The sequence below is a fragment of the Afipia massiliensis genome (assembly GCF_014203115.1).
Taxonomy (GTDB): domain Bacteria; phylum Pseudomonadota; class Alphaproteobacteria; order Rhizobiales; family Xanthobacteraceae; genus Afipia; species Afipia massiliensis.
Map to the genome: position 1 here is coordinate 450,727 of NZ_JACHIJ010000004.1, position 18,339 is coordinate 469,065.

An 18,339-nucleotide genomic window follows, 5' to 3' on the forward strand; every position below is an offset into this window, starting at 1 on the left:
TGCACTTTGGATCACGGCCATTTGCCGCAGGCGCGATTGCGCGCGAGCCATGCAGCATTGTGCCCCGCAGCGATTATCATCGTCGCGGTTTGCATGCTATAACGTCGCCGGATTGGACATACTGGAGGTCCGCGATGTTCGAGGGTTTTGACGCCATCACCCTGGCGCGCATGCAATTCGCATTCACGGTGTCCTTCCACATCGTGTTCCCGGCCTTCTCCATCGGTCTCGCCAGCTACCTGGCTGTTCTTGAAGCACTGTGGCTATGGACCGGCCGCGAAGTCTTCATCAATCTTTTCAATTATTGGCTGAAAATTTTCGCGGTTGCCTTCGGCATGGGTGTCGTGTCCGGCATCGTGATGTCCTACCAGTTCGGCACCAACTGGTCGGTGTTCTCGGACAAGACCGGACCTATTATTGGTCCGCTGATGGCCTATGAAGTGTTGACCGCCTTCTTCCTCGAGGCGGGATTCCTTGGCGTGATGCTGTTTGGGCTGAAGCGTGTCGGCCACAAACTGCATTTCTTCGCGACGCTGATGGTCGCTGTCGGCACACTGGCATCCGCGTTCTGGATTCTTTCGGCGAATTCGTGGATGCAGACGCCTGCGGGCTTCGCGATGAACTCTCAGGGGCAGTTCGTCGCCGCCGATTGGTGGAAAGTGATCTTCAATCCATCCTTTCCCTTCCGCCTCGTGCATATGGTGCTGGCGGCCTATCTCACCACCGCCTTCGTGGTCGGCGCGGTCGGCGCCTATCACCTCCTCAAGGATTCCAGACTGGAAGGCGCGCGGGTGATGTTCTCGATGGCGATGTGGATGGCGGCCATCGTTGCCCCAATCCAGATTTTCGCCGGCGACCTGCACGGTCTCAATACGCTGGAGCATCAGCCCGCAAAGGTGATGGCGATGGAAGGCCATTACAAAAGCCATCCAAATGGCGCGCCACTGATTCTGTTCGGCCTTCCCGATCAAGCCGCCGGCGAGGTGAAATATTCGATCGAAATTCCAAAGGCGTCGTCGCTGATCCTGAAGCATTCACTCGATGCACCGCTGAAGGGCCTCGATACCGTGCCGCGTGAGAACTGGCCCAATGTTCCGATCGTGTTCTGGTCATTCCGGATTATGGTTGGCATCGGATTCCTGATGCTCGGCATCGGCCTATTGAGCCTGTGGGCTCGCTGGCGCGGCAAACTTCACGACTGGAAATTCCTGCATCGCTATGCGCTGGTCATGGGGCCTGCTGGTTTCGTCGCCGTGCTCGCGGGGTGGGTCACGACCGAGGTCGGACGGCAGCCGTTCACAGTTTACGGATTGTTGCGCACGGCGGACTCCGTGTCCCCGCTCGCGGCGCCGGCAGTGGCTTCGTCGCTGATCGCGTTCATCATCGTCTATTTCATCGTGTTCGGCATGGGCGTGATCTACATCCTGCGATTAATGCACGAACCGCCACATCACGGCGAACAAGGCCCGCGCGAGGATGTCCCGCACCGTGCCGCCGGCATCACGCCTGCACAAGCCATTCCCGTCAGCGGACAAGGGTGAACGCCATGGCCGGACTCCCTATCGACCTCCCGGTGCTCTGGGCTTTCATCATTGCCTTTGCGGTGTTCATGTACATCGTGATGGACGGCTTCGACCTCGGGCTCGGAATGTTGTTTCCGATGTTTCCGAAAAAGGAAGACCGCGACGTGATGATGAATTCCGTCGCGCCGGTCTGGGACGGCAACGAAACCTGGCTGGTGCTCGGCGGCGGCGGGTTGATGGCCGCTTTCCCGTTGGCATTTGCTGTCGTGATGCCGGCGATCTACACGCCGATCATCGCCATGCTGATCGGACTGATCTTTCGCGGCGTCGCCTTTGAATTCCGCTGGCGCACCCAAAGCGAGCGCAACCGCTGGGACGTCGCGTTTGCCGGCGGTTCACTGCTCGCGGCGCTGGCGCAAGGCGTCGCGCTCGGTGCGATCTTGCAGGGCATTCATGTCGAGGGGCGGCACTATGCCGGCGGCTGGTGGGACTGGCTGACGCCATTCAGCATTCTAACGGGCTGTGCCGTCGTCGCCGGATACGGCCTGCTCGGTGCGACCTGGCTGGTTATGAAGACCACGGGCGAACTGCGTGAGCATGCCTATCGGCTGAGCTGGTGGCTCTTGGTCGCCACGCTGATCGCCATCGTCACCGTCAGCCTCGCAACCCCATTCCTTCAGGCGGATTACTGGCGGCGCTGGTTCGAGTGGCCGAACATTCTTTTCACCGCGCCGATTCCGATTGCCGTGGCTGCGATCACGCTGCTGCTGCTGAAGAGTCTCGCCAACAAGCAGGATTACCGTCCTTTTGTTCTCTCGCTGGTGTTGTTCGCGATCACATATGCCGGCCTCGGCGTCAGCATGTTTCCCTATATCGTGCCGCAGAGCATCACCATCTGGCAGGCGGCGGCCCCTGCCAACAGCCTGAGCTTCATGCTCGTCGGAGTCGCGATTCTCGTGCCGATCATTCTGGCCTACACCGCATGGGCCTATTGGGTATTCCGCGGCAAGGTCGATCCCTCAAGCGGCTACCATTAGGGTGAGCATGACGTCGCCTCCCGAACAGCCCGGGCCGCTGTCGCGCAAGCTGCTGTGGTTCGTCGCTTTGTGGCTGCTCGGGACCGGCACCGTTGCCGTTTTCGCCTATATCCTGCGGCTCTGGATCGCTCCGCACTGACCTCCAAAGATCGCCGATTTCAGATATATTTTAAGGATTTACGACGCATGGTGACCCGCCTTGGGGCGCGTGTCACTTGCCAGCAGAGCATGGCTAAGGTTTGATGCGCGCGGGGCACGACGAAACGCGGGATTCTCGACATGAATATCATCCGTTCTCTCGCTTTGGCGGCAGTCGCGGCCGGCCTGTTGTTCGCAGCACCTCATGCGTTCGCGCAGGGGCGCGAGATGAACATCGGTGACCAGCCGGGATACATTCCGGAGGATGAGGAAATTGCGCCGGAGTTCAAGCGCACCGCGGTTTTCTTCCGGACCTCCGAACCGCCGGGCACCATCGTTATCAGTACCTCCGAGCGTTTTCTCTATCTCGTGCAGGGCAACGGCCGCGCAATCCGCTACGGCATCGGAGTCGGGCGCGAAGGCTTCCAGTGGCAGGGGTTGCAGAAGATCACCCGCAAACAGGAATGGCCGGACTGGACACCTCCGCCGGAAATGATCGCGCGCCAGCCCTACCTGCCGCGCTTCATGGCGGGCGGCCCCGGCAATCCGATGGGTGCGCGGGCGCTGTATCTCGGCGCCACAGTCTATCGCATTCACGGCACCAACCAGCCGCAGACCATCGGCAGCGCCGTTTCCTCGGGATGCTTCCGCCTGGTCAACGCCGACGTGACGGATCTCTACGATCGTATCCCCGTCGGCACCAAGGTCATCATCCGCCAGCGGCCCGAAATCTAGTTCTCCAGGCAACGCCCTTTCGTTTTCCGCACGCATACTTCAGAAGCGAGATTCATTCATGGCCATTTTTTCGCGCACCTTCGGCACCGGTCTCCTGATCGGCGCGGCTATCGCCGTCGCGATTGCGGCAGCGGCAATCACCTACGAGCGGTACGACACGCGGACCCTGAAACGCACTGTGAAACGCGATGCTGTCCTGTGCGGCGTCAATACCGGCCTGCCGGGCTTTTCGATTCCTGACGACAAGGGTAACTGGTCTGGTTTCGACGTCGATATCTGCCGCGCCGTTGCCGCCGCGATCTTCAACGACCCGAACAAGGTAAAATTCATTCCGCTCGATGCCAGCGAGCGCTTCAAGGAACTGCGCAACCGCAAGGTCGATATCCTGTCGCGCAACTCCACCTGGAGCATGTCGCGCGAGACTGAGTACGGCTTGAACTTCGCAGCCGTCGCCTATTACGATGGCGAAGGCTTCATGGTGCGCCTGTCGCGCAAGATCGATTCCGCCCTCGAACTCGACGGCAGCAAGGTCTGCGTTCAGGCCGGCACCACGACGCAGTTGAATCTTGCGGACTATTTCCGCGCCAACAACATCAAGTACCAGGAATTGAACCTCCCGAAGCTGGACGACGTCATCAAGGCCTATGATTCAGGTCAATGCGATGTGCTGACCACCGACGTGTCGCAGCTCTATGCACTGCGGTTGCGGCTGACCAAGCCTGGCGAACACGTCATCCTGCCGGATGTGATTTCGAAGGAACCGCTGGCGCCGGTGGTGCGGCAGCGCGACGACGAGTGGCTGCTGATCGTAAAATGGACGATCTACGCCATGCTCAACGCGGAAGAACTCGGCGTGACCTCGAAGAATATCGACGAGGCGCTGAAATCGAAGAAGCCGGATGTCATGCGGTTGGTCGGCACCGAGGGCGCCTATGGCGAGGAAATCGATCTGACCAAAGACTGGGCCGCGCGCATTATCCGCCATGTCGGCAATTACGGCGAAGTCTATGAGCGCAACGTCGGCACCGGCTCCAAGCTGGCGATTCCACGCGGCCTCAATCAGCTCTGGAGCGCCGGCGGTATCCAGTACGCGCCGCCGATCCGGTAACGCGCGTTATCTATCCAATGAGGATTTGTGATGGCCGGTCTTTGTCCCGGCCATTTCCGTTGAGCGCTCAGTAGCCCTTCAGCCGCGCCAGCTGCTCGGCGTGATACGCGGCATCACCGAACAGTTCCTGACACACCCGCGCGCGCTTCATGAAGAAGCCGATGTCGAACGCGTCGGTCATGCCGACGCCGCCATGCATCTGAACAGCTTCCTGCACCGCCAGCGTCGCTGTCGATCCGGCTTTTGCCTTGGCGACGGCGACCGCAGCACCCGCCTTGTCGAAATCCAAGTCCAACGTCTGCAGCGCTTTCATCACAGCGGCCTTGGTGATCTCGATTTCGGTGTAGAGATGCGCGGCGCGATGCTGCAGCGCCTGGAATTCGCCGATCAGCTTGCCGAACTGCTTGCGCTCTTTCAGATAGGTCACCGTGCGCGTGAAGGACTCTTCGCTGACGCCGACCATTTCAGACGCCACCGCCGCGCGGCCAACATTGAGAATGCCCTCGAGCAGGACCGCGCCCTGATCGACTTCACCGAGCACGCTGTCCGCCGTGACATCCATCTCGTTGAACACGATCCGCGCAGCGTTATGCGCATCGACCATCGCAGTCCGCTCGATCTCGATGCCCTTGGCCTTGGGATCGACCAGGAACAGGGTCAAACCATCGCGCTCACGCGGCTGGCCTGCGGTGCGGGCCGCAACAATCAGCAAATCAGCTGCGTGACCATCGACGACGAACGCCTTCGCGCCCTTGAGCTTGAAGCCGTTGCCGGCGCGCACGGCCTGCATCGCGGTCTTCAGAGGACGATGCTTGACACCCTCGTCCACGGCAAGCGACGCGATCAGATCGCCCTTGGCAAGCCTGGTCAGGTATTCCGATTTCTGCGCGGCGTTGCCACCGCGCGTCAGCGCGGTCGCCGCCACCACACCAGTCGACAGGAACGGCGACGGCATCAGCGTGCGGCCGATTTCCTCCATCACCACGCCAGCCTCGACGCAGCCGAGCCCGCTGCCGCCGAAGTCTTCCGGCACCAGTAAGCCAGCAAAGCCCATCTCCGCGAAGGTTTTCCAGAGATCGCGCGAGAAGCCGTTGTCGTCCTTGGCATCGCGCAGCTTGCGCAGATGCGCCACGGGCGCCTTGTCGCTGATGAGACCGCGCGCGCTGTCGCGCAGCATTGACTGTTCTTCGTTGAGGACGAGAGCCATTTGAATATCCGGTACGAGTTATCGGTTAAGGAAAGCGGCGCGACTTAACGGCTTACGCGCCGGGCAGATCGAGAATGCGCTTGGCAACGATACCGAGCATCACCTCGCTGGTGCCGCCTTCGATCGAGTTCGCCTTGGTGCGCAGCCACGACCGCGCCGCCAGTCCCTCGCGGGAGCGCTCGCTTTCCCATTCCAGCGCATCGACGCCGCCGGCCGACATCAGGAGTTCATGCCGGCGCTTGTTGAGTTCGGTGCCGTAGTATTTCAGCGCCGATGAATAAGCCGGATGGCCCTGCCCTGCTTTCGCAAGATCGACCGCGCGCTCGGATGCACAGGCCATCGCAGCCTCATCGACATCGAAGGCTGCGATCTGTCCGCGCAGCATCGGATCGTCCAGTAGCCCGTGCTCATCGACGCCGACGGAGTTCGCCGCCACCTGGCCAAGCGGCCGGCTGCCACTGCGATCTCCCAGACCGCTGATCATCGAGCGCTCGTGCTGGAGCAAGTATTTCGCGACGTCCCAGCCGCGGTTGACGGTACCGACCACATGGGACCGCGGCACGCGCACGTTGTCGAAGAAGGTTTCGCAAAACGGCGACTTGCCGGAAATCAGCAGGATCGGCTTGGTCGAAACGCCCTTCGAGGCCATGTCGAACAGAATGAAGCTGATGCCATCATGCTTCTTCGCACTGAAGTCGGTCCGCACCAGACAGAAAATCCAGTCGGCGAAATTCGCCATCGATGTCCAGATCTTCTGACCGTTGATAATGTAGTCGTCGCCGTCGATATCCGCGCGCGTTTGCAGCGAAGCCAGATCCGAACCTGCGTTCGGCTCCGAATATCCCTGACACCAGCGGATCAATCCGGCAGCGATCTTCGGCAGATGCTCGCGCTTCTGCGCCTCGGTGCCATATTTCAGCAGCGCCGGCCCTAACATCCAGATGCCGAAACTCGACAGCGGAAGCCGCGCCGAAATCGCCGCCATCTCCTGACGCAGGATTTTTGTTTCCTCGGCATCGAGGCCGCCGCCGCCGTATTCCTTCGGCCACTCGGGAACGGTCCAGCCCTTGTCGCGCATGCGCTCAAACCAGAGCCGCTGCGGTTCGGACGCGAATGTCGTGTTGCGGCCGCCCCAGAACACATCGTTCTCATTCGCCACCGGCTTGCGCATTTCGGGCGGGCAGTTGGCCGCCAGCCAGGCGCGCGTCTCACTGCGGAATTTTTCCATATCGGCCATTCGACATTCCCTCGGCTCACAAGCCGCGGCACGAGAGGCGCGGCCATTGTTGATTTTCTGGGCCGGACTGTACTGTCCGCTAGGGGGATTTCAATATCTCGCTAACGCGAAAGTCTGGCCGGGTGCAATATGGTAGCCATGCAAGACATTCCGGCCGCATCCCGGCGCAGCCACTGCGTTTAAAACAAAGGAACCGCCATGCGCCTGAGAACCCTTTCGCCTAGCGAAATGACTGCCGATCAGAAGAGCATTTACGAGGAGTCCGTTTCCAGCAAGCGCGGCACGGTGACGCCGCCGCTGCGCGCCTGGATTCATGCGCCGGAGGTGGCGCGACACGCCGGCCGGCTCGGCGCGTTCCTCCGTTACGACACCACCCTCGGGCCGCTTCTGTCAGAACTCGCAATTCTGGTGACCGCACGGCACTGGAGTGCGCAGTTCGAATGGTATGCGCACAAGAAGCTGGCGCTGGCGGCAGGGCTCGATTCTGGAATCATCGACGCCATCAACCATCGGCATGTTCCGGATTTCGACGATCCAAAAGCGCAGCTGATTTATGAGTTCAGCGAGTCGCTGCACGAAAACTGCAAAGTTCCGAAGCTGCTGTACGACAAAGCCATTGAGATGCTCGGGGAAACGGGAGTGGTCGAACTGGTCGGGCTGCTTGGCTATTACGCATTGGTGTCGATGACACTCAATACCTTCGAAGTTGAATTGCCGGAGGGCGAAACCTCCGACCTTGTGCCATGACGAACCCACCCATACATCCGTGAGAGCGATGCATCGTCGGCATCCGAAGACCTCGCATGTCCGGAGAAACCAGCATGGCAGCCACCGCATCATTCAAGCCCGTGACCGCCGGAACACGCATCGGTCACGTCCACCTCAAGGTGGCGGATCTCGACCGCGCGCTTGGCTTTTATCAGGGCGTGCTCGGATTCGAATTGATGCAGCGCTATGGCGATCAGGCTGCCTTTATTTCAGCAGGCGGCTATCATCATCACATTGGTCTGAATACCTGGCACAGCAAAGGCGGCAAGCCGCCGCCAGACGGCACCACCGGACTGTATCATACTGCGATCCTGTATCCGACACGTGCGGCGCTCGCAGATGCGCTGCACCGGGTGCTGTCCGCCGGCATCGCGCTCGACGGCGCTGCCGACCACGGCGTCAGCGAAGCACTTTACCTAAGGGATCCCGACGAAAACGGCGTCGAGCTCTATCGCGACCGCCCCGAATCCGAGTGGCCGCGAGATCCCGATGGAACACTGGCAATGTTCAACCGTCGGCTCGATGTCGAGGCGCTGCTGAGAGACCGCGAGCCCTGATCAGGCGGCCAGCGGTGCTTTTCCCCGCACCAGCACGATGACCGCGGCAATTATCTGGAGCGCCACGCAGGCATAGAAAGCCACGGCGTAACTGCCGAACGCATCGCGCAGCAGCCCCACGATCCCTGGACCGAACGCATAGGTGAACTGGCAGATCGCCGTTACCAGGCTGACCACTACGCCGAAGGCGGCTGCGCTGAACTCCCGCTGCACGATCATTGACGGCAGCGTGATCATGTTGCCGACCGAGAAACCGAACACCGCGCTGGCGGCGAACAGCGCGGCTTCGTTCCGGGTGTTGATCATAACGATCAGCGCGAGCGCCTGGCTGATCGCCGACACCGCCGCCGCCTTGCGCTGATCCATCCGGTCGACAACGAAGCCGAACAGCACACGCCCGACGACCGCCATTGCCGTCATCAACGCCACCGCAATGCTGGCGCGCTCGCGGCCGATGATCGGATCGAGAAATGAAATCTGGTGCACGATGAAGCCGACCTGCGCGATCAGAAGCATCGCGAACGGCACGGCGATGGTCCAGAACGAGAGACTGCCGAACGCCGCGCGACGCATCTGCGCGATCGACTGCACGGCGGGCGCGGGCGTCGTGGCGAACGCATCGACCGGCGGCAATGTGCGCTTGGGCGGCCGACCGACCCAAATCAAAATGGCCGGTATTGCCATGATAACGATGACCAGCGCCGCGCCGATCGAGGTCGCGGGAAAGCCGAACTTGCCGATGGCGCCGACCAGCAGCGGCACACCGAGTATGCCGCCGCAACTCGCGCCGTTCAGCGCGAGGCTGATGGCCATGCCGCGCTTCTTGTCGAACCACAGCCCAAGCGTGTTGTTGATCGCGGCGAGGCTGGTGCCAGCCCAGCCGAACGCTATCAGCGCATAGGCGACGAATAGTTGCCACGGCGACGTCACCTGCCCGACCAGCGCGGTGCCAGCGGCGATAGCGATGATCCCCATGATCAGAAGACGACGCGGCCCCAGCGTGCGGATCGCTTCACTTACGAACACGACCAGAACCGCGCTGAACAGATAGTAGCAGGTGGTCGCCGTCGAAATCAGCGACGCCGGCCAGCCATGAACTCGTTGCAACTCGGCGAGATAAACACCTTGCCCATAGAAGCCGGCTGCCCAGGCGAACGTCGCCACCAGAAAGCAGACCCCGACGATCGGCCAGCCCTCATATCGGATCGATGTCTCATCGATGATTTTCTCATCCGCAGTCGGGCCCGCGTGAGGTGCGTTCATATTCCGGCGTTTCCCTGAGGGAGCTTAGTGCTCTTCTTCTCTGCCGATTCCGGCGGCAGTTTCGCCATCTGTCAGGATGCCGATCGCGGCGTCAAGCGAGACATCGTCATCGCCCGCATGACGACCAGTCATGTCAGGAGAGGGCGCTTACGCTTTCGCCGCGTTGTAGAAGAACCGCTCTCGGAAGATCTTGTCGCCGCGCCATTCCTGCATGGCGATTTCATCGACATGGCGGGTCTTGCCGTCGAGGCCCACAAGATCGAAGTTCCAGTGAATCATGACGTGATCGCCCTCCACCACCGAGACCAGCGCCTTGGAGCGAACCTCTTTCATCTGCGCGAGAATGCCACGCTCGAACGCCACCAGCCCGTCGCGGCCAACTCGCGGGGGTGAAGTGTTCTCCTGCATGCTGGCATCTTCAGTGTAATAGCGCTCGATGGCGCCGGCGTGGTCGCCGCTTTCAACCACCGCAATGAACTCGTCAACGCGCGCGCGTGTCGGCATCTGTGTTTCCCCTTAGATTTGGCCGGAAGGAAAACACAAAAACGTGGCATAGCAAAGCGGCTGCTCGTCACTGCGAGCGAAGCGAAGCAATCCAGAGCAACGAGCGACGAACTGGATTGCTTCGTCGCTATACCCCTCGTAATGACTGCCTTACCGGCAGTGCGTGCCGCTTCGTTGGAGCCATCACGTCCAGGGCGTCACCGGCGGCACCCTATCGGTCGGCGCAGGCATGTCCACCGTCTTGAAATCCGCCGGACTGACGATTTCCAGATATTCCATGTCCGGCGAGTAATCAAACAGGTAGTGCACGATGCCGGGACGCTGATGCACCACATCGCCGGCCTTCACCAGCGTCGGCTTGTCTTCGTACATGAATTTCGCCCAGCCCTTGGTCATGATGACGATCTGAAAATCGCAATCGTGCCGATGCCAGCCTGTGCCTTCCGACGGCGGCATGTTGGCCTTCACCAGATGGCAGATGACCTGACCGCCGGTCGCATCCGCAATGCCGAGATCGCGATAGAGAAAAAAGTCGCGCAGGCCGCCGCCCACGAACTGGGTGTCTTCAGGCTTCACATGGGAGAATCTCATCACCGGGTCGTGCTTGTTCATTGCAGCCTCCACACTATCCGTTCGGCAAACCGGGAGTTCAGCGTGGCCGCGATGAGCGACCGCGCTGTCAGCTCGTTTGCATCTGCCGCAGGTCATGCGAATTTCGCGCCAGCGAACGCATCGCAAGCGGACAGCCGCTGGCGAAGTTTTACGCAGCGAAGGATGTGGCTGTTTTTGCGGGGGATTCGAAACGATGGGAATGGGCGGGCTCGCCATGCATCTCGTGCAGGGAGCGCGAGATCTGCTACTCCCGATGCAGCGTCGCTTCAGGCACGCACGCTCGCCAACGACCGGCCCAGCGATCAGGCAGTTGTGCGCGGACGTTGCCTAATATTCCACCTCAAGCTCTTCAATTTCCGCCGGCTCGAGCCGTGCGGCCTCGACCCACTCCTGCATTTCCGGAAGGCTCATCATCCGTTTTGCATAGCTTGCGAGCGCTGGGCCGATCTGGACGTCGTAGGTCAGGAATCGCGTCACCACCGGTGCATACATCGCGTCCGCCATCGACCGGTGTCCGAACAGGAAAGGACCGCCGGATTTCTCCAAGCAATCGCTCCAGATCGCGCAGACCCGGTCGATATCAGCCTGTGCACGGGACCAGATCTTAAAGCCGGGAAGGTGTCCCTTGATATTGACCGGTAGCGACGAGCGCAGCGTCGTGAAGCCTGAGTGAATCTCGCCGCAGATCGAGCGGCAATGCGCCCGCGGAATGCGCTCGGACGGCAATAACCCCGCGTCAGGTATGAGATCGTTGAGATATTCGCCGATCGCCAGCGTGTCCCACACGACTGCGCCCTCATGGCGCAGGCACGGCACCAGGATCGACGATGACAACAGCAGGATCTCCGCCCGCGCCGAGGCGTCGTCGGCCGCAGTGACAATCTCGTCGAATTCGAGCCCTGAAAACTTAGTCAGCAGCCAGCCGCGCAACGACCATGACGAGTAGTTCTTGCTGCTGATGGTCAAAGTGGCCTTGGCCATGGTCGCTCTCCTAAACGCCTGCACATCAAAGAGGCGGAACGACTTTCCCGCCCGGTCACGCCCGCGCCTGCCTGTTGAAGCGCTTGCTCCTTTTACACACAGCAAACGACATGCCAGTCCGAATGGCCGATTGACCCAGCTTTGGCGTCAAGTTTGCATGGCACAAAGCAAGGGAATGTGCCGGATGTCGCCAATGATGTACCAGACCTATCAAAACACCATGGACATGACGGCCCCGTGGCGTAGCGGGGCCTCAACGGCGCTGTCCTATCTAAAAATGCTCCCCGAGGGCTTTTCAGACAAGGTGTTCGGCCGTGTTGCGGCCACGCTCGAGCTGATGTCGCGCAGTTCGCTGACTTACAAACGGCCGGAATATGACATCAAGCCGGTCGCCGTCGGCAATCGCGAATGGCCGGTCACCGAGGAAGTGCCGTTCGCGACGCCGTTCGGCTCGTTGCTGCATTTCAAGAAGGACGGCGCGCCGGAGCAGCCGAAGGTTCTGCTGGTTGCGCCGATGTCAGGTCATTTCGCGACGCTGTTGCGCGGCACAGTACAAACGTTGTTACAGGATCACGACGTCTACATCACCGACTGGCACAACCCGCGCGACATTCCACTTAGCCAGGGCAAATTCGGTCTCGACGAATATACCGAGCACCTGATCACGTTCATGGATCAGCTTGGCCCGAAGTCTCACATGATCGCCGTGTGCCAGCCATCGGTGTCGGCGCTGGCAGCTTGCACCATCATGTCGGAAGACAATCATCGCGCCCGTCCGGCGAGCCTCACCTTGATGGCAGGACCGATCGACACCCGGATTGCGCCGACCAAAGTCAACGAATTCGCGACTTCGAAGCCGTTGAAGTGGTTCGAGGACAATCTGATCAACTATGTGCCGATGCAATGCAAAGGCGCGTTCCGCAAAGTCTATCCGGGATTCATTCAGGTCACCGCATTCGTGTCGATGAATCTCGAACGGCACGTCAAGTCGCACAAGGATCTGCTTGAGCATCTGGCGAAAGGCGAGGTGGAGAAGGCCGACACCATCAAGACCTTTTACGACGAGTATTTCGCGGTGATGGATCTGCCGGCGGATTTCTACATCGACACCATTCGCGACGTGTTTCAGGAGCACCTGCTGCCGCAGGGCAAGCTGACCTACAAGGGGCGAGCGGTGAACCCGGCCTCCATCAAGAAGATGGGCCTGATGACGGTCGAAGGCGAGAAAGACGACATCTGCTCGATCGGGCAGACGCTGGCGGCGCAGGATCTCTGCACCGGTGTGCGCGCCTACCGCAAGGTGCATCACATGCAAGCAGGCGTCGGTCACTATGGAGTCTTCAGCGGTCGGAAATGGAACAACGAAATCTATCCGCTGCTGCGGGATTTCATCCACGTCAATTCATGACGGCACCGCGGGCAGACGCTCGAAAAAAGGCCGTCTGCAAGCAGGCGGCCAGTTTGAGGAAGATGGTCGGCCGCGGAATTGCGGGCGGACCATTCTCAGACGACTCAGTTCCGCAACAATCGAATAACTTTCGATCAGCCTGAATCTAAGCCGAACGAGGACTTTGGCAAACGAGTAGTTTTCGATGTTGAAATCGAGTTTATCGATATGACCGCTGGGCATCAGTCCGCCAGCGCCTTCATCTCCTTGTAGAGATCGGATTTGCCCTCGAAGCCGATGCCCGGCAGGTCCGGCATGGTGATGTGACCGTTCTCGACGCGCACGCCGTCCGGGAAACCGCCATAGGGCTGGAACAGATCCGGATAGCTTTCATTGCCGCCAAGACCGAGTCCCGCAGCGATGTTCAGTGACATCTGGTGCCCGCCGTGCGGGATGCAGCGTGACGGCGACCAGCCGTGCGTCTTCAAAACGTCGAGGGTGCGCAGGTATTCGCAAAGCCCGTACGACAGTGCGCAATCGAACTGCAGCCAGTCACGGTCGGGCCTCATGCCTCCGTAGCGGATCAGATTGCGCGCATCCTGATGGCTGAACAGGTTTTCGCCAGTGGCCATCGGGCCGGGATAGAATTCCGCGAGCGCCGCCTGAAATTGGAAGTCGAGCGGGTCGCCGACTTCCTCGTACCAGAACAACGGATACTCGCGCAGCATCTTTGCATAGGCGATTCCGGTTTCCAGATCGAACCGTCCGTTGGCATCGACCGCAAGCTGCGCCTGGCTGCCGATCTCCTTCAGCACCGCCTCGATGCGCTCCTGGTCTTCCGCAATCGACGCGCCACCGATCTTCATCTTCACCACATTGTAGCCGCGGTCGAGATAGCCACGCATCTCGCCGCGCAGTGCCGATAGATCCTTGCCGGGATAGTAGTAACCGCCCGCCGCATAGACGAACACGCGCGGATTGGCTTCGCGCTTGTGGCGCTCGGCCAGCAAACGGAACAGCGGCTTGCCCGCAATCTTCGCCACCGCGTCCCAGATCGCCATATCGATAGTGCCAACGGCAACCGAGCGCTCGCCGTGGCCGCCGGGCTTTTCATTGGACATGAGCGTCGCCCACGCCTTGTCCGGATCGATGTTTGTGCCAGATGAATCCAGCAGCGTCTTCGGATCGGCTTCCAGCAACCGCGGCGCAAAGCGCTCGCGGATCAGCCCGCCCTGTCCGTAACGGCCGTTGGAATTGAAGCCGTAGCCGACCACGCGTTTGCCGTCGCGCACAGCATCGGTCACCACCGCGACGAGGCTCGTGGTCATCTTGGTGAAATCGATATAGGCGTTGCGGATCGGAGATGAGATCGGCTTGGTGATTTCACGAACATCGACGATGCGAACGGACATGACGCCGGTCTCCTTGCTGCTGTGGTTAGGGGGCGACCTGTGGCACGATGTGTTGTGCGGGGCCAAAAGGTTCAAGCAAATCAGGGCTGTTTTTGCAACCTTCCGGGCTTTTCCGCCCCTCATCGCGCATGGTAAAGAGCACCCGAAACCAGACCGTGGAGACACCGCCTTGCGCGCCGTGCTGCGTTCCCTGCTGATCTTGTCTGCGCTGCTGACCGCAACGCAATTCGCCGTGACTGCTGCGCAGGCCGACAAGCGCGTCGCTCTGGTGCTCGGCATTTCCGCCTATCAACATGTCGCCAAGCTGCCGAACCCATCGAACGACGCGGACGCAATGGCCGCGCTGTTCCGGAAATCCGGCTTCGATGTGGTTGAAACCAAGCGCGACGTCGGCATCGCCGATCTGCGCCGCGCGGTCGGCGATTTCTCGGACAAGGCGCAGGACGCCGATGTCGCCGTGGTGTTTTTCGCCGGTCACGGCATCGAGGTCGACGGCACCAACTATCTCGTGCCGGCGGATGCGAAACTGGCGCGCGATTTCGATATCGAGGATGAAGCACTGTCACTCGACCGGCTGCTGAAGGCGATCGAACCCGCCAAGCGCTTGCGCCTGATCATGCTGGATGCCTGCCGCGACAATCCCTTCGCCAAGACCATGAAGCGCACGGTAGCCTCGCGTTCGGTCGGACGCGGCCTTGCCAAGATCGAGCCTATGGTATCGGACACGCTGATCGCGTTCGCCGCGAAGGCCGGCTCTGTGGCGCTCGATGGCGACACCAGCAACAGCCCCTTCACCACCGCATTGCTTGAGCACATCGCAACACCAGGTGTCGATCTTCGCATCGCGTTCGGGCGCGTCCGTGACTCGGTGCTGTCCACCACCGCCCGCAAGCAGGAGCCCTATGTCTATGGCTCGCTCGGCGGCAATACCGTTGCAATCGTCGATACGCCGGCAGTGGCCAAGGCCGATACAAAGACCGAGGCCAAGCCGGCCGCAGCACAGGTCGCATCGACCGATCTGGGCGCATCCGTGGCGGCACGGGCTCCGGCGGCCTCGCCTGCACCGTCGCCATCATCCAACGAGATCGCGGAGGCATGGCGCGCGGTTTCCACAACAACAAGCCCCACAGTACTCGACGCTTTTGTGCGCCGCTTCGGCGACAGCATCTATGGCGATCTCGCCCGCGCACGTCTGCAGGATATGAAAGCGCAGGACACGAAAGTCGCCGCCGCGAAGCCTGACGAGCGCTCGTTGCATCCCGCACAGAAAGCGATGGCGCCTGCATCTTCCACCGCCACCGCTGCGGCGCCCCCAGTGACCAGCGCCGCGACGACCTCGGCAGCGAACGGTTATCTCGGATGCTTCAAGGACGAGAGCAAGCGCGACCTCGACGGCCACACCTTCTACGACGGAAAAATGACCACGCAACTGTGTGTCAGCACATGCCGCGACAAGGGCTTCAGTCATGCCGGCACGCAGTATGGCGGGCATTGTTTCTGCGGCAACAAATTCGGCAAGTTCGGTCCAGCTGACAACTGCAACGCCAAGTGCACCGGCAACCGCGACGAGACATGCGGCGGCACCTGGGCCAATGCGATTTACAAAACCAACTGAGGGGTTGAACTAACGCCGACACCCTTGCTGGTCGCCGCTGCCGTGAACAACCGACGGCGCTATTCGCAGAACCGTTTGCCGTTGGTGTAAAAACAAAATGGCGAGCTGTCCGTGGCGGGCGTGATTTCCTTAGCGATGTTCTTCCGATTCCAGATCGCCGCCCGCTGATATTTGGAGAGGCGCGGAGCAGGCGCCGTACAGCGGCTGCTGAGTTTTTCGTCCGTGACCGCGACCCAGATGGCTTTGGTACCATCCAGCGTGCAGGTCTGCATCATGGCCTTCTGCACGCAGACGGTTGCGCCTTCGCTGTAATTCTCGCTGTTGTAAACACACAGAACCGGAGCCGGCTTTGACTCGACCGTGACGTTTTGTGCGGCTGGAGTTTTTTGCTCAGCCGGAGGCTTCTGCTCCGGCGGAGTTTGTGCGGCCGCGGGCAGACCAAGCAGCAGAAGCAGACATGGTGCGAGGATGCGGATCATTGTCTATCTTTAGCGCGGGCCGAGACCTTCAAGAAGGCGGCGGCGCAAAAATGCTTAAGAAAAACCGGCCTCAAATTCTATCAGTTGAGAGGTTGCCGCGATATCCGGCCCGGCAAAATGCCGGACCGAATGCCGAGGTTCAGTATTACTTGGTCAGCGGGCAGCCGCTTTCCTTGGCGGTCGGGAACGCCTTGTCGCCGGGCACCACCGCAAGCTGCTTGTAATAGTCCCATGGCTTCTTCGACTCGGACGGCTTCTTGACCTCGAACAGATAAAGGTCGTGAACCATGCGGCCGTTTTCGAGAACCTTGCCGCCCTGCGCGAAGTCGTCGTCGACCGGCAGTTCCTTCAGCTTCTTGGCCACCGCCTCGGTGTCCTTGGTCCCTGCGGCCTTGACGGCCTTCAGGTACTGCAAGGTCGCCGAGTACGTTCCGGCCTGGATCATGTTCGGCATGCGGCCGGTGCGCTTGAAGAAGCGTTCGCCGAGATTGCGCGACCGGTCATTGACATCCCAGTAATAGCCTTCAGTCAGAACGAGGCCCTGCGCGGCTTCGAGACCGAGCCCATGAACCTCAGCCGCCGTCAGAAGAAGGCCGGCAAGTTTCTGGCCGCCCTTGACGATGCCGAATTCCGCCGCCTGCTTGATCGAGTTCGTGGTATCGAGCCCGGCGTTGGCAAGACCGATGATCTTCGCTTTCGAGCTTTGCGCCTGCAGCAGGAACGAGGAGAAGTCCGCGGTGTTCAGCGGAATGCGAACCGCGCCCAGCACCTTGCCGCCCTGTTGCGTGACGAAATCGCCGGTGTCCTTTTCGAGCGCATGGCCGAACGCGTAATCTGCCGTCATGAAGAACCAGGAATCGCCGCCGGCTTTCACCAGTGCGCCACCAGTGCCGAAAGCAAGCGCACGAGTGTCGTAGGCCCAGTGGAAACCATAAGGCTGACACGCATCGCCGCTCAGGCGCGACGTCGCAGCGCCGACCACAATGTCGATCTTCTTCATCTGCTTTGAGAGATCATGGACCGCGAGCGCGACCGACGACGTGGTCAGCTCGGTGATCATGTCGACGTTTTCGACTTCATACCAGCGGCGCGCGATGCTGACGCCGAGGTCCGGCTTGTTCTGGTGATCGGCGGAGATCACCTCGATCTTCTGACCGAGAACGGTGCCGCCGAAATCTTCGACAGCCATCTTGGCTGCTTCAAAGGACCACTTGCCGCCGTAGTCGGCATAGACGCCTGACTGATCGTTGAGAATGCCAATCTTGACGCCCTGCTGCGCGGAGACCGGCAGTGCCGTCGTCAGGCTGAACGCCGCGACCGCTGCGGCCAGAAACTTCGATGTCATATTGCGCTCCCAGTTATTCTTGTTTGAGACGCCTTTATAGCGGGATCGCGCTTGGGCGGGGCATTGAACTTTCGCATTGAAGCGGCGCAGTTATTGCAAGTTAATATTGCGGCGCACAAGAATCCTCGGCGCTGCCGCGGCGTCTCCGAGCAATCACAATACTAGCGCGGCCGGTATCGTCCCGCAGAAAGCCTTCGGAACCGCACACCCTTTCCGTCGGCGAGGCGCGTGGCCTCGTAACCACCATCGCGGATGGCGTCGCGCTGCGGCCGTGCGTTCTCGGGGTTGCGCTCCTTCTCCCACCACGACGCTCGTTGTGACGCACGCGGCAGCGCAAAGCCAAGAATGTCTTCGATCTCCTCAAGGCTCAGGATAAATTCAACCTTGGTCTGATGTGAGAGATGCTCACGAAGCGGATCGTAATCGCTCAA

At 60.6% G+C, this 18,339-nt stretch carries 19 protein-coding genes; 9 read left to right on the plus strand and 10 right to left on the minus strand.

The window, feature by feature from the left end; genetic code table 11:
* The first annotated feature begins 134 nt into the window (after nt 1-134).
* The 5 genes from HNQ36_RS15945 to HNQ36_RS15965 all read left to right on the plus strand — a co-directional run bounded on the left by HNQ36_RS15945 (nt 135) and on the right by HNQ36_RS15965 (nt 4,541).
* The gene (locus tag HNQ36_RS15945; protein ID WP_184086733.1) at nt 135-1,541 is read left to right on the plus strand and encodes a cytochrome ubiquinol oxidase subunit I; all 1,407 of its coding nucleotides are present in this window, start codon (nt 135-137) and stop codon (nt 1,539-1,541) included.
* A 5-nt stretch (nt 1,542-1,546) separates the two neighbouring features.
* Nucleotides 1,547-2,560: a cytochrome d ubiquinol oxidase subunit II gene (gene cydB, locus HNQ36_RS15950; RefSeq protein ID WP_184086735.1), complete on the plus strand. Its 1,014-nt coding sequence runs from the start codon at nt 1,547-1,549 to the stop codon at nt 2,558-2,560.
* Between the two features lie 7 nt (nt 2,561-2,567).
* Nucleotides 2,568-2,699: a DUF2474 domain-containing protein gene (locus HNQ36_RS15955; RefSeq protein WP_184086737.1), complete on the plus strand. Its 132-nt coding sequence runs from the start codon at nt 2,568-2,570 to the stop codon at nt 2,697-2,699.
* A 140-nt stretch (nt 2,700-2,839) separates the two neighbouring features.
* On the plus strand, nt 2,840-3,433 hold the full coding sequence (locus HNQ36_RS15960) for a L,D-transpeptidase (protein WP_046827967.1): 594 nt from the start codon (nt 2,840-2,842) through the stop codon (nt 3,431-3,433).
* Nucleotides 3,434-3,491: 58 nt separating this feature from the next.
* The gene (locus HNQ36_RS15965; RefSeq protein WP_184086739.1) at nt 3,492-4,541 is read left to right on the plus strand and encodes an amino acid ABC transporter substrate-binding protein; all 1,050 of its coding nucleotides are present in this window, start codon (nt 3,492-3,494) and stop codon (nt 4,539-4,541) included.
* Nucleotides 4,542-4,608: 67 nt separating this feature from the next.
* Here HNQ36_RS15965 and HNQ36_RS15970 read toward each other — a convergent pair whose 3' ends face one another.
* Nucleotides 4,609-5,748, minus strand: a complete 1,140-nt coding sequence (locus HNQ36_RS15970; RefSeq protein WP_184086741.1) for an acyl-CoA dehydrogenase family protein — start codon at nt 5,746-5,748, stop codon at nt 4,609-4,611.
* A gap of 52 nt (nt 5,749-5,800) precedes the next feature.
* Complete coding sequence (locus HNQ36_RS15975; RefSeq protein WP_184086742.1) at nt 5,801-6,985, minus strand: acyl-CoA dehydrogenase family protein; 1,185 nt, start codon at nt 6,983-6,985, stop codon at nt 5,801-5,803.
* Nucleotides 6,986-7,183: 198 nt separating this feature from the next.
* Between HNQ36_RS15975 and HNQ36_RS15980 the strand changes: the two genes are divergently transcribed.
* Nucleotides 7,184-7,732 (plus strand): carboxymuconolactone decarboxylase family protein, encoded by a 549-nt coding sequence (locus HNQ36_RS15980; RefSeq protein WP_184086744.1) that lies wholly within the window; start codon nt 7,184-7,186, stop codon nt 7,730-7,732.
* A 56-nt stretch (nt 7,733-7,788) separates the two neighbouring features.
* The gene (locus HNQ36_RS15985; protein WP_184086746.1) at nt 7,789-8,310 is read left to right on the plus strand and encodes a VOC family protein; all 522 of its coding nucleotides are present in this window, start codon (nt 7,789-7,791) and stop codon (nt 8,308-8,310) included.
* On the opposite strand, the gene HNQ36_RS15990 is transcribed toward HNQ36_RS15985, so the two are convergent.
* The 4 genes from HNQ36_RS15990 to HNQ36_RS16005 all read right to left on the minus strand — a co-directional run bounded on the left by HNQ36_RS15990 (nt 8,311) and on the right by HNQ36_RS16005 (nt 11,670).
* Nucleotides 8,311-9,573, minus strand: coding sequence for an MFS transporter (locus HNQ36_RS15990; protein ID WP_184086748.1), 1,263 nt, complete (start codon nt 9,571-9,573; stop codon nt 8,311-8,313).
* 147 nt (nt 9,574-9,720) lie between these two features.
* Complete coding sequence (locus HNQ36_RS15995) at nt 9,721-10,077, minus strand: nuclear transport factor 2 family protein (RefSeq protein ID WP_184086750.1); 357 nt, start codon at nt 10,075-10,077, stop codon at nt 9,721-9,723.
* Nucleotides 10,078-10,260: 183 nt separating this feature from the next.
* A complete protein-coding gene (locus HNQ36_RS16000; protein ID WP_184086752.1) occupies nt 10,261-10,689 on the minus strand; it encodes a cupin domain-containing protein in 429 nt (142 codons plus the stop codon).
* Between the two features lie 327 nt (nt 10,690-11,016).
* Nucleotides 11,017-11,670, minus strand: coding sequence for a glutathione S-transferase family protein (locus tag HNQ36_RS16005; protein ID WP_184086754.1), 654 nt, complete (start codon nt 11,668-11,670; stop codon nt 11,017-11,019).
* A gap of 184 nt (nt 11,671-11,854) precedes the next feature.
* Here HNQ36_RS16005 and HNQ36_RS16010 point away from each other — a divergent pair, with 184 nt between their 5' ends.
* A complete protein-coding gene (locus HNQ36_RS16010) occupies nt 11,855-13,078 on the plus strand; it encodes a polyhydroxyalkanoate depolymerase (RefSeq protein ID WP_184086756.1) in 1,224 nt (407 codons plus the stop codon).
* Nucleotides 13,079-13,299: 221 nt separating this feature from the next.
* On the opposite strand, the gene HNQ36_RS16015 is transcribed toward HNQ36_RS16010, so the two are convergent.
* Nucleotides 13,300-14,469, minus strand: a complete 1,170-nt coding sequence (locus HNQ36_RS16015) for a mandelate racemase/muconate lactonizing enzyme family protein (protein ID WP_184086758.1) — start codon at nt 14,467-14,469, stop codon at nt 13,300-13,302.
* A gap of 178 nt (nt 14,470-14,647) precedes the next feature.
* On the opposite strand from HNQ36_RS16015, the gene HNQ36_RS16020 reads away from it, so the two are divergent.
* Nucleotides 14,648-16,084, plus strand: a complete 1,437-nt coding sequence (locus tag HNQ36_RS16020; RefSeq protein ID WP_347339979.1) for a caspase family protein — start codon at nt 14,648-14,650, stop codon at nt 16,082-16,084.
* 59 nt (nt 16,085-16,143) lie between these two features.
* On the opposite strand, the gene HNQ36_RS16025 is transcribed toward HNQ36_RS16020, so the two are convergent.
* The 3 genes from HNQ36_RS16025 to HNQ36_RS16035 form a co-directional block, all read right to left on the minus strand.
* Nucleotides 16,144-16,563 carry a DUF1496 domain-containing protein gene (locus HNQ36_RS16025; RefSeq protein WP_184086762.1) on the minus strand — a complete coding sequence of 140 codons (420 nt, stop codon included), beginning with the start codon at nt 16,561-16,563 and terminating at the stop codon, nt 16,144-16,146.
* A 145-nt stretch (nt 16,564-16,708) separates the two neighbouring features.
* Complete coding sequence (locus tag HNQ36_RS16030) at nt 16,709-17,908, minus strand: ABC transporter substrate-binding protein (RefSeq protein WP_184086764.1); 1,200 nt, start codon at nt 17,906-17,908, stop codon at nt 16,709-16,711.
* A gap of 161 nt (nt 17,909-18,069) precedes the next feature.
* Nucleotides 18,070-18,339 carry a DUF7662 domain-containing protein gene (locus HNQ36_RS16035; protein ID WP_184086766.1) on the minus strand — a complete coding sequence of 90 codons (270 nt, stop codon included), beginning with the start codon at nt 18,337-18,339 and terminating at the stop codon, nt 18,070-18,072.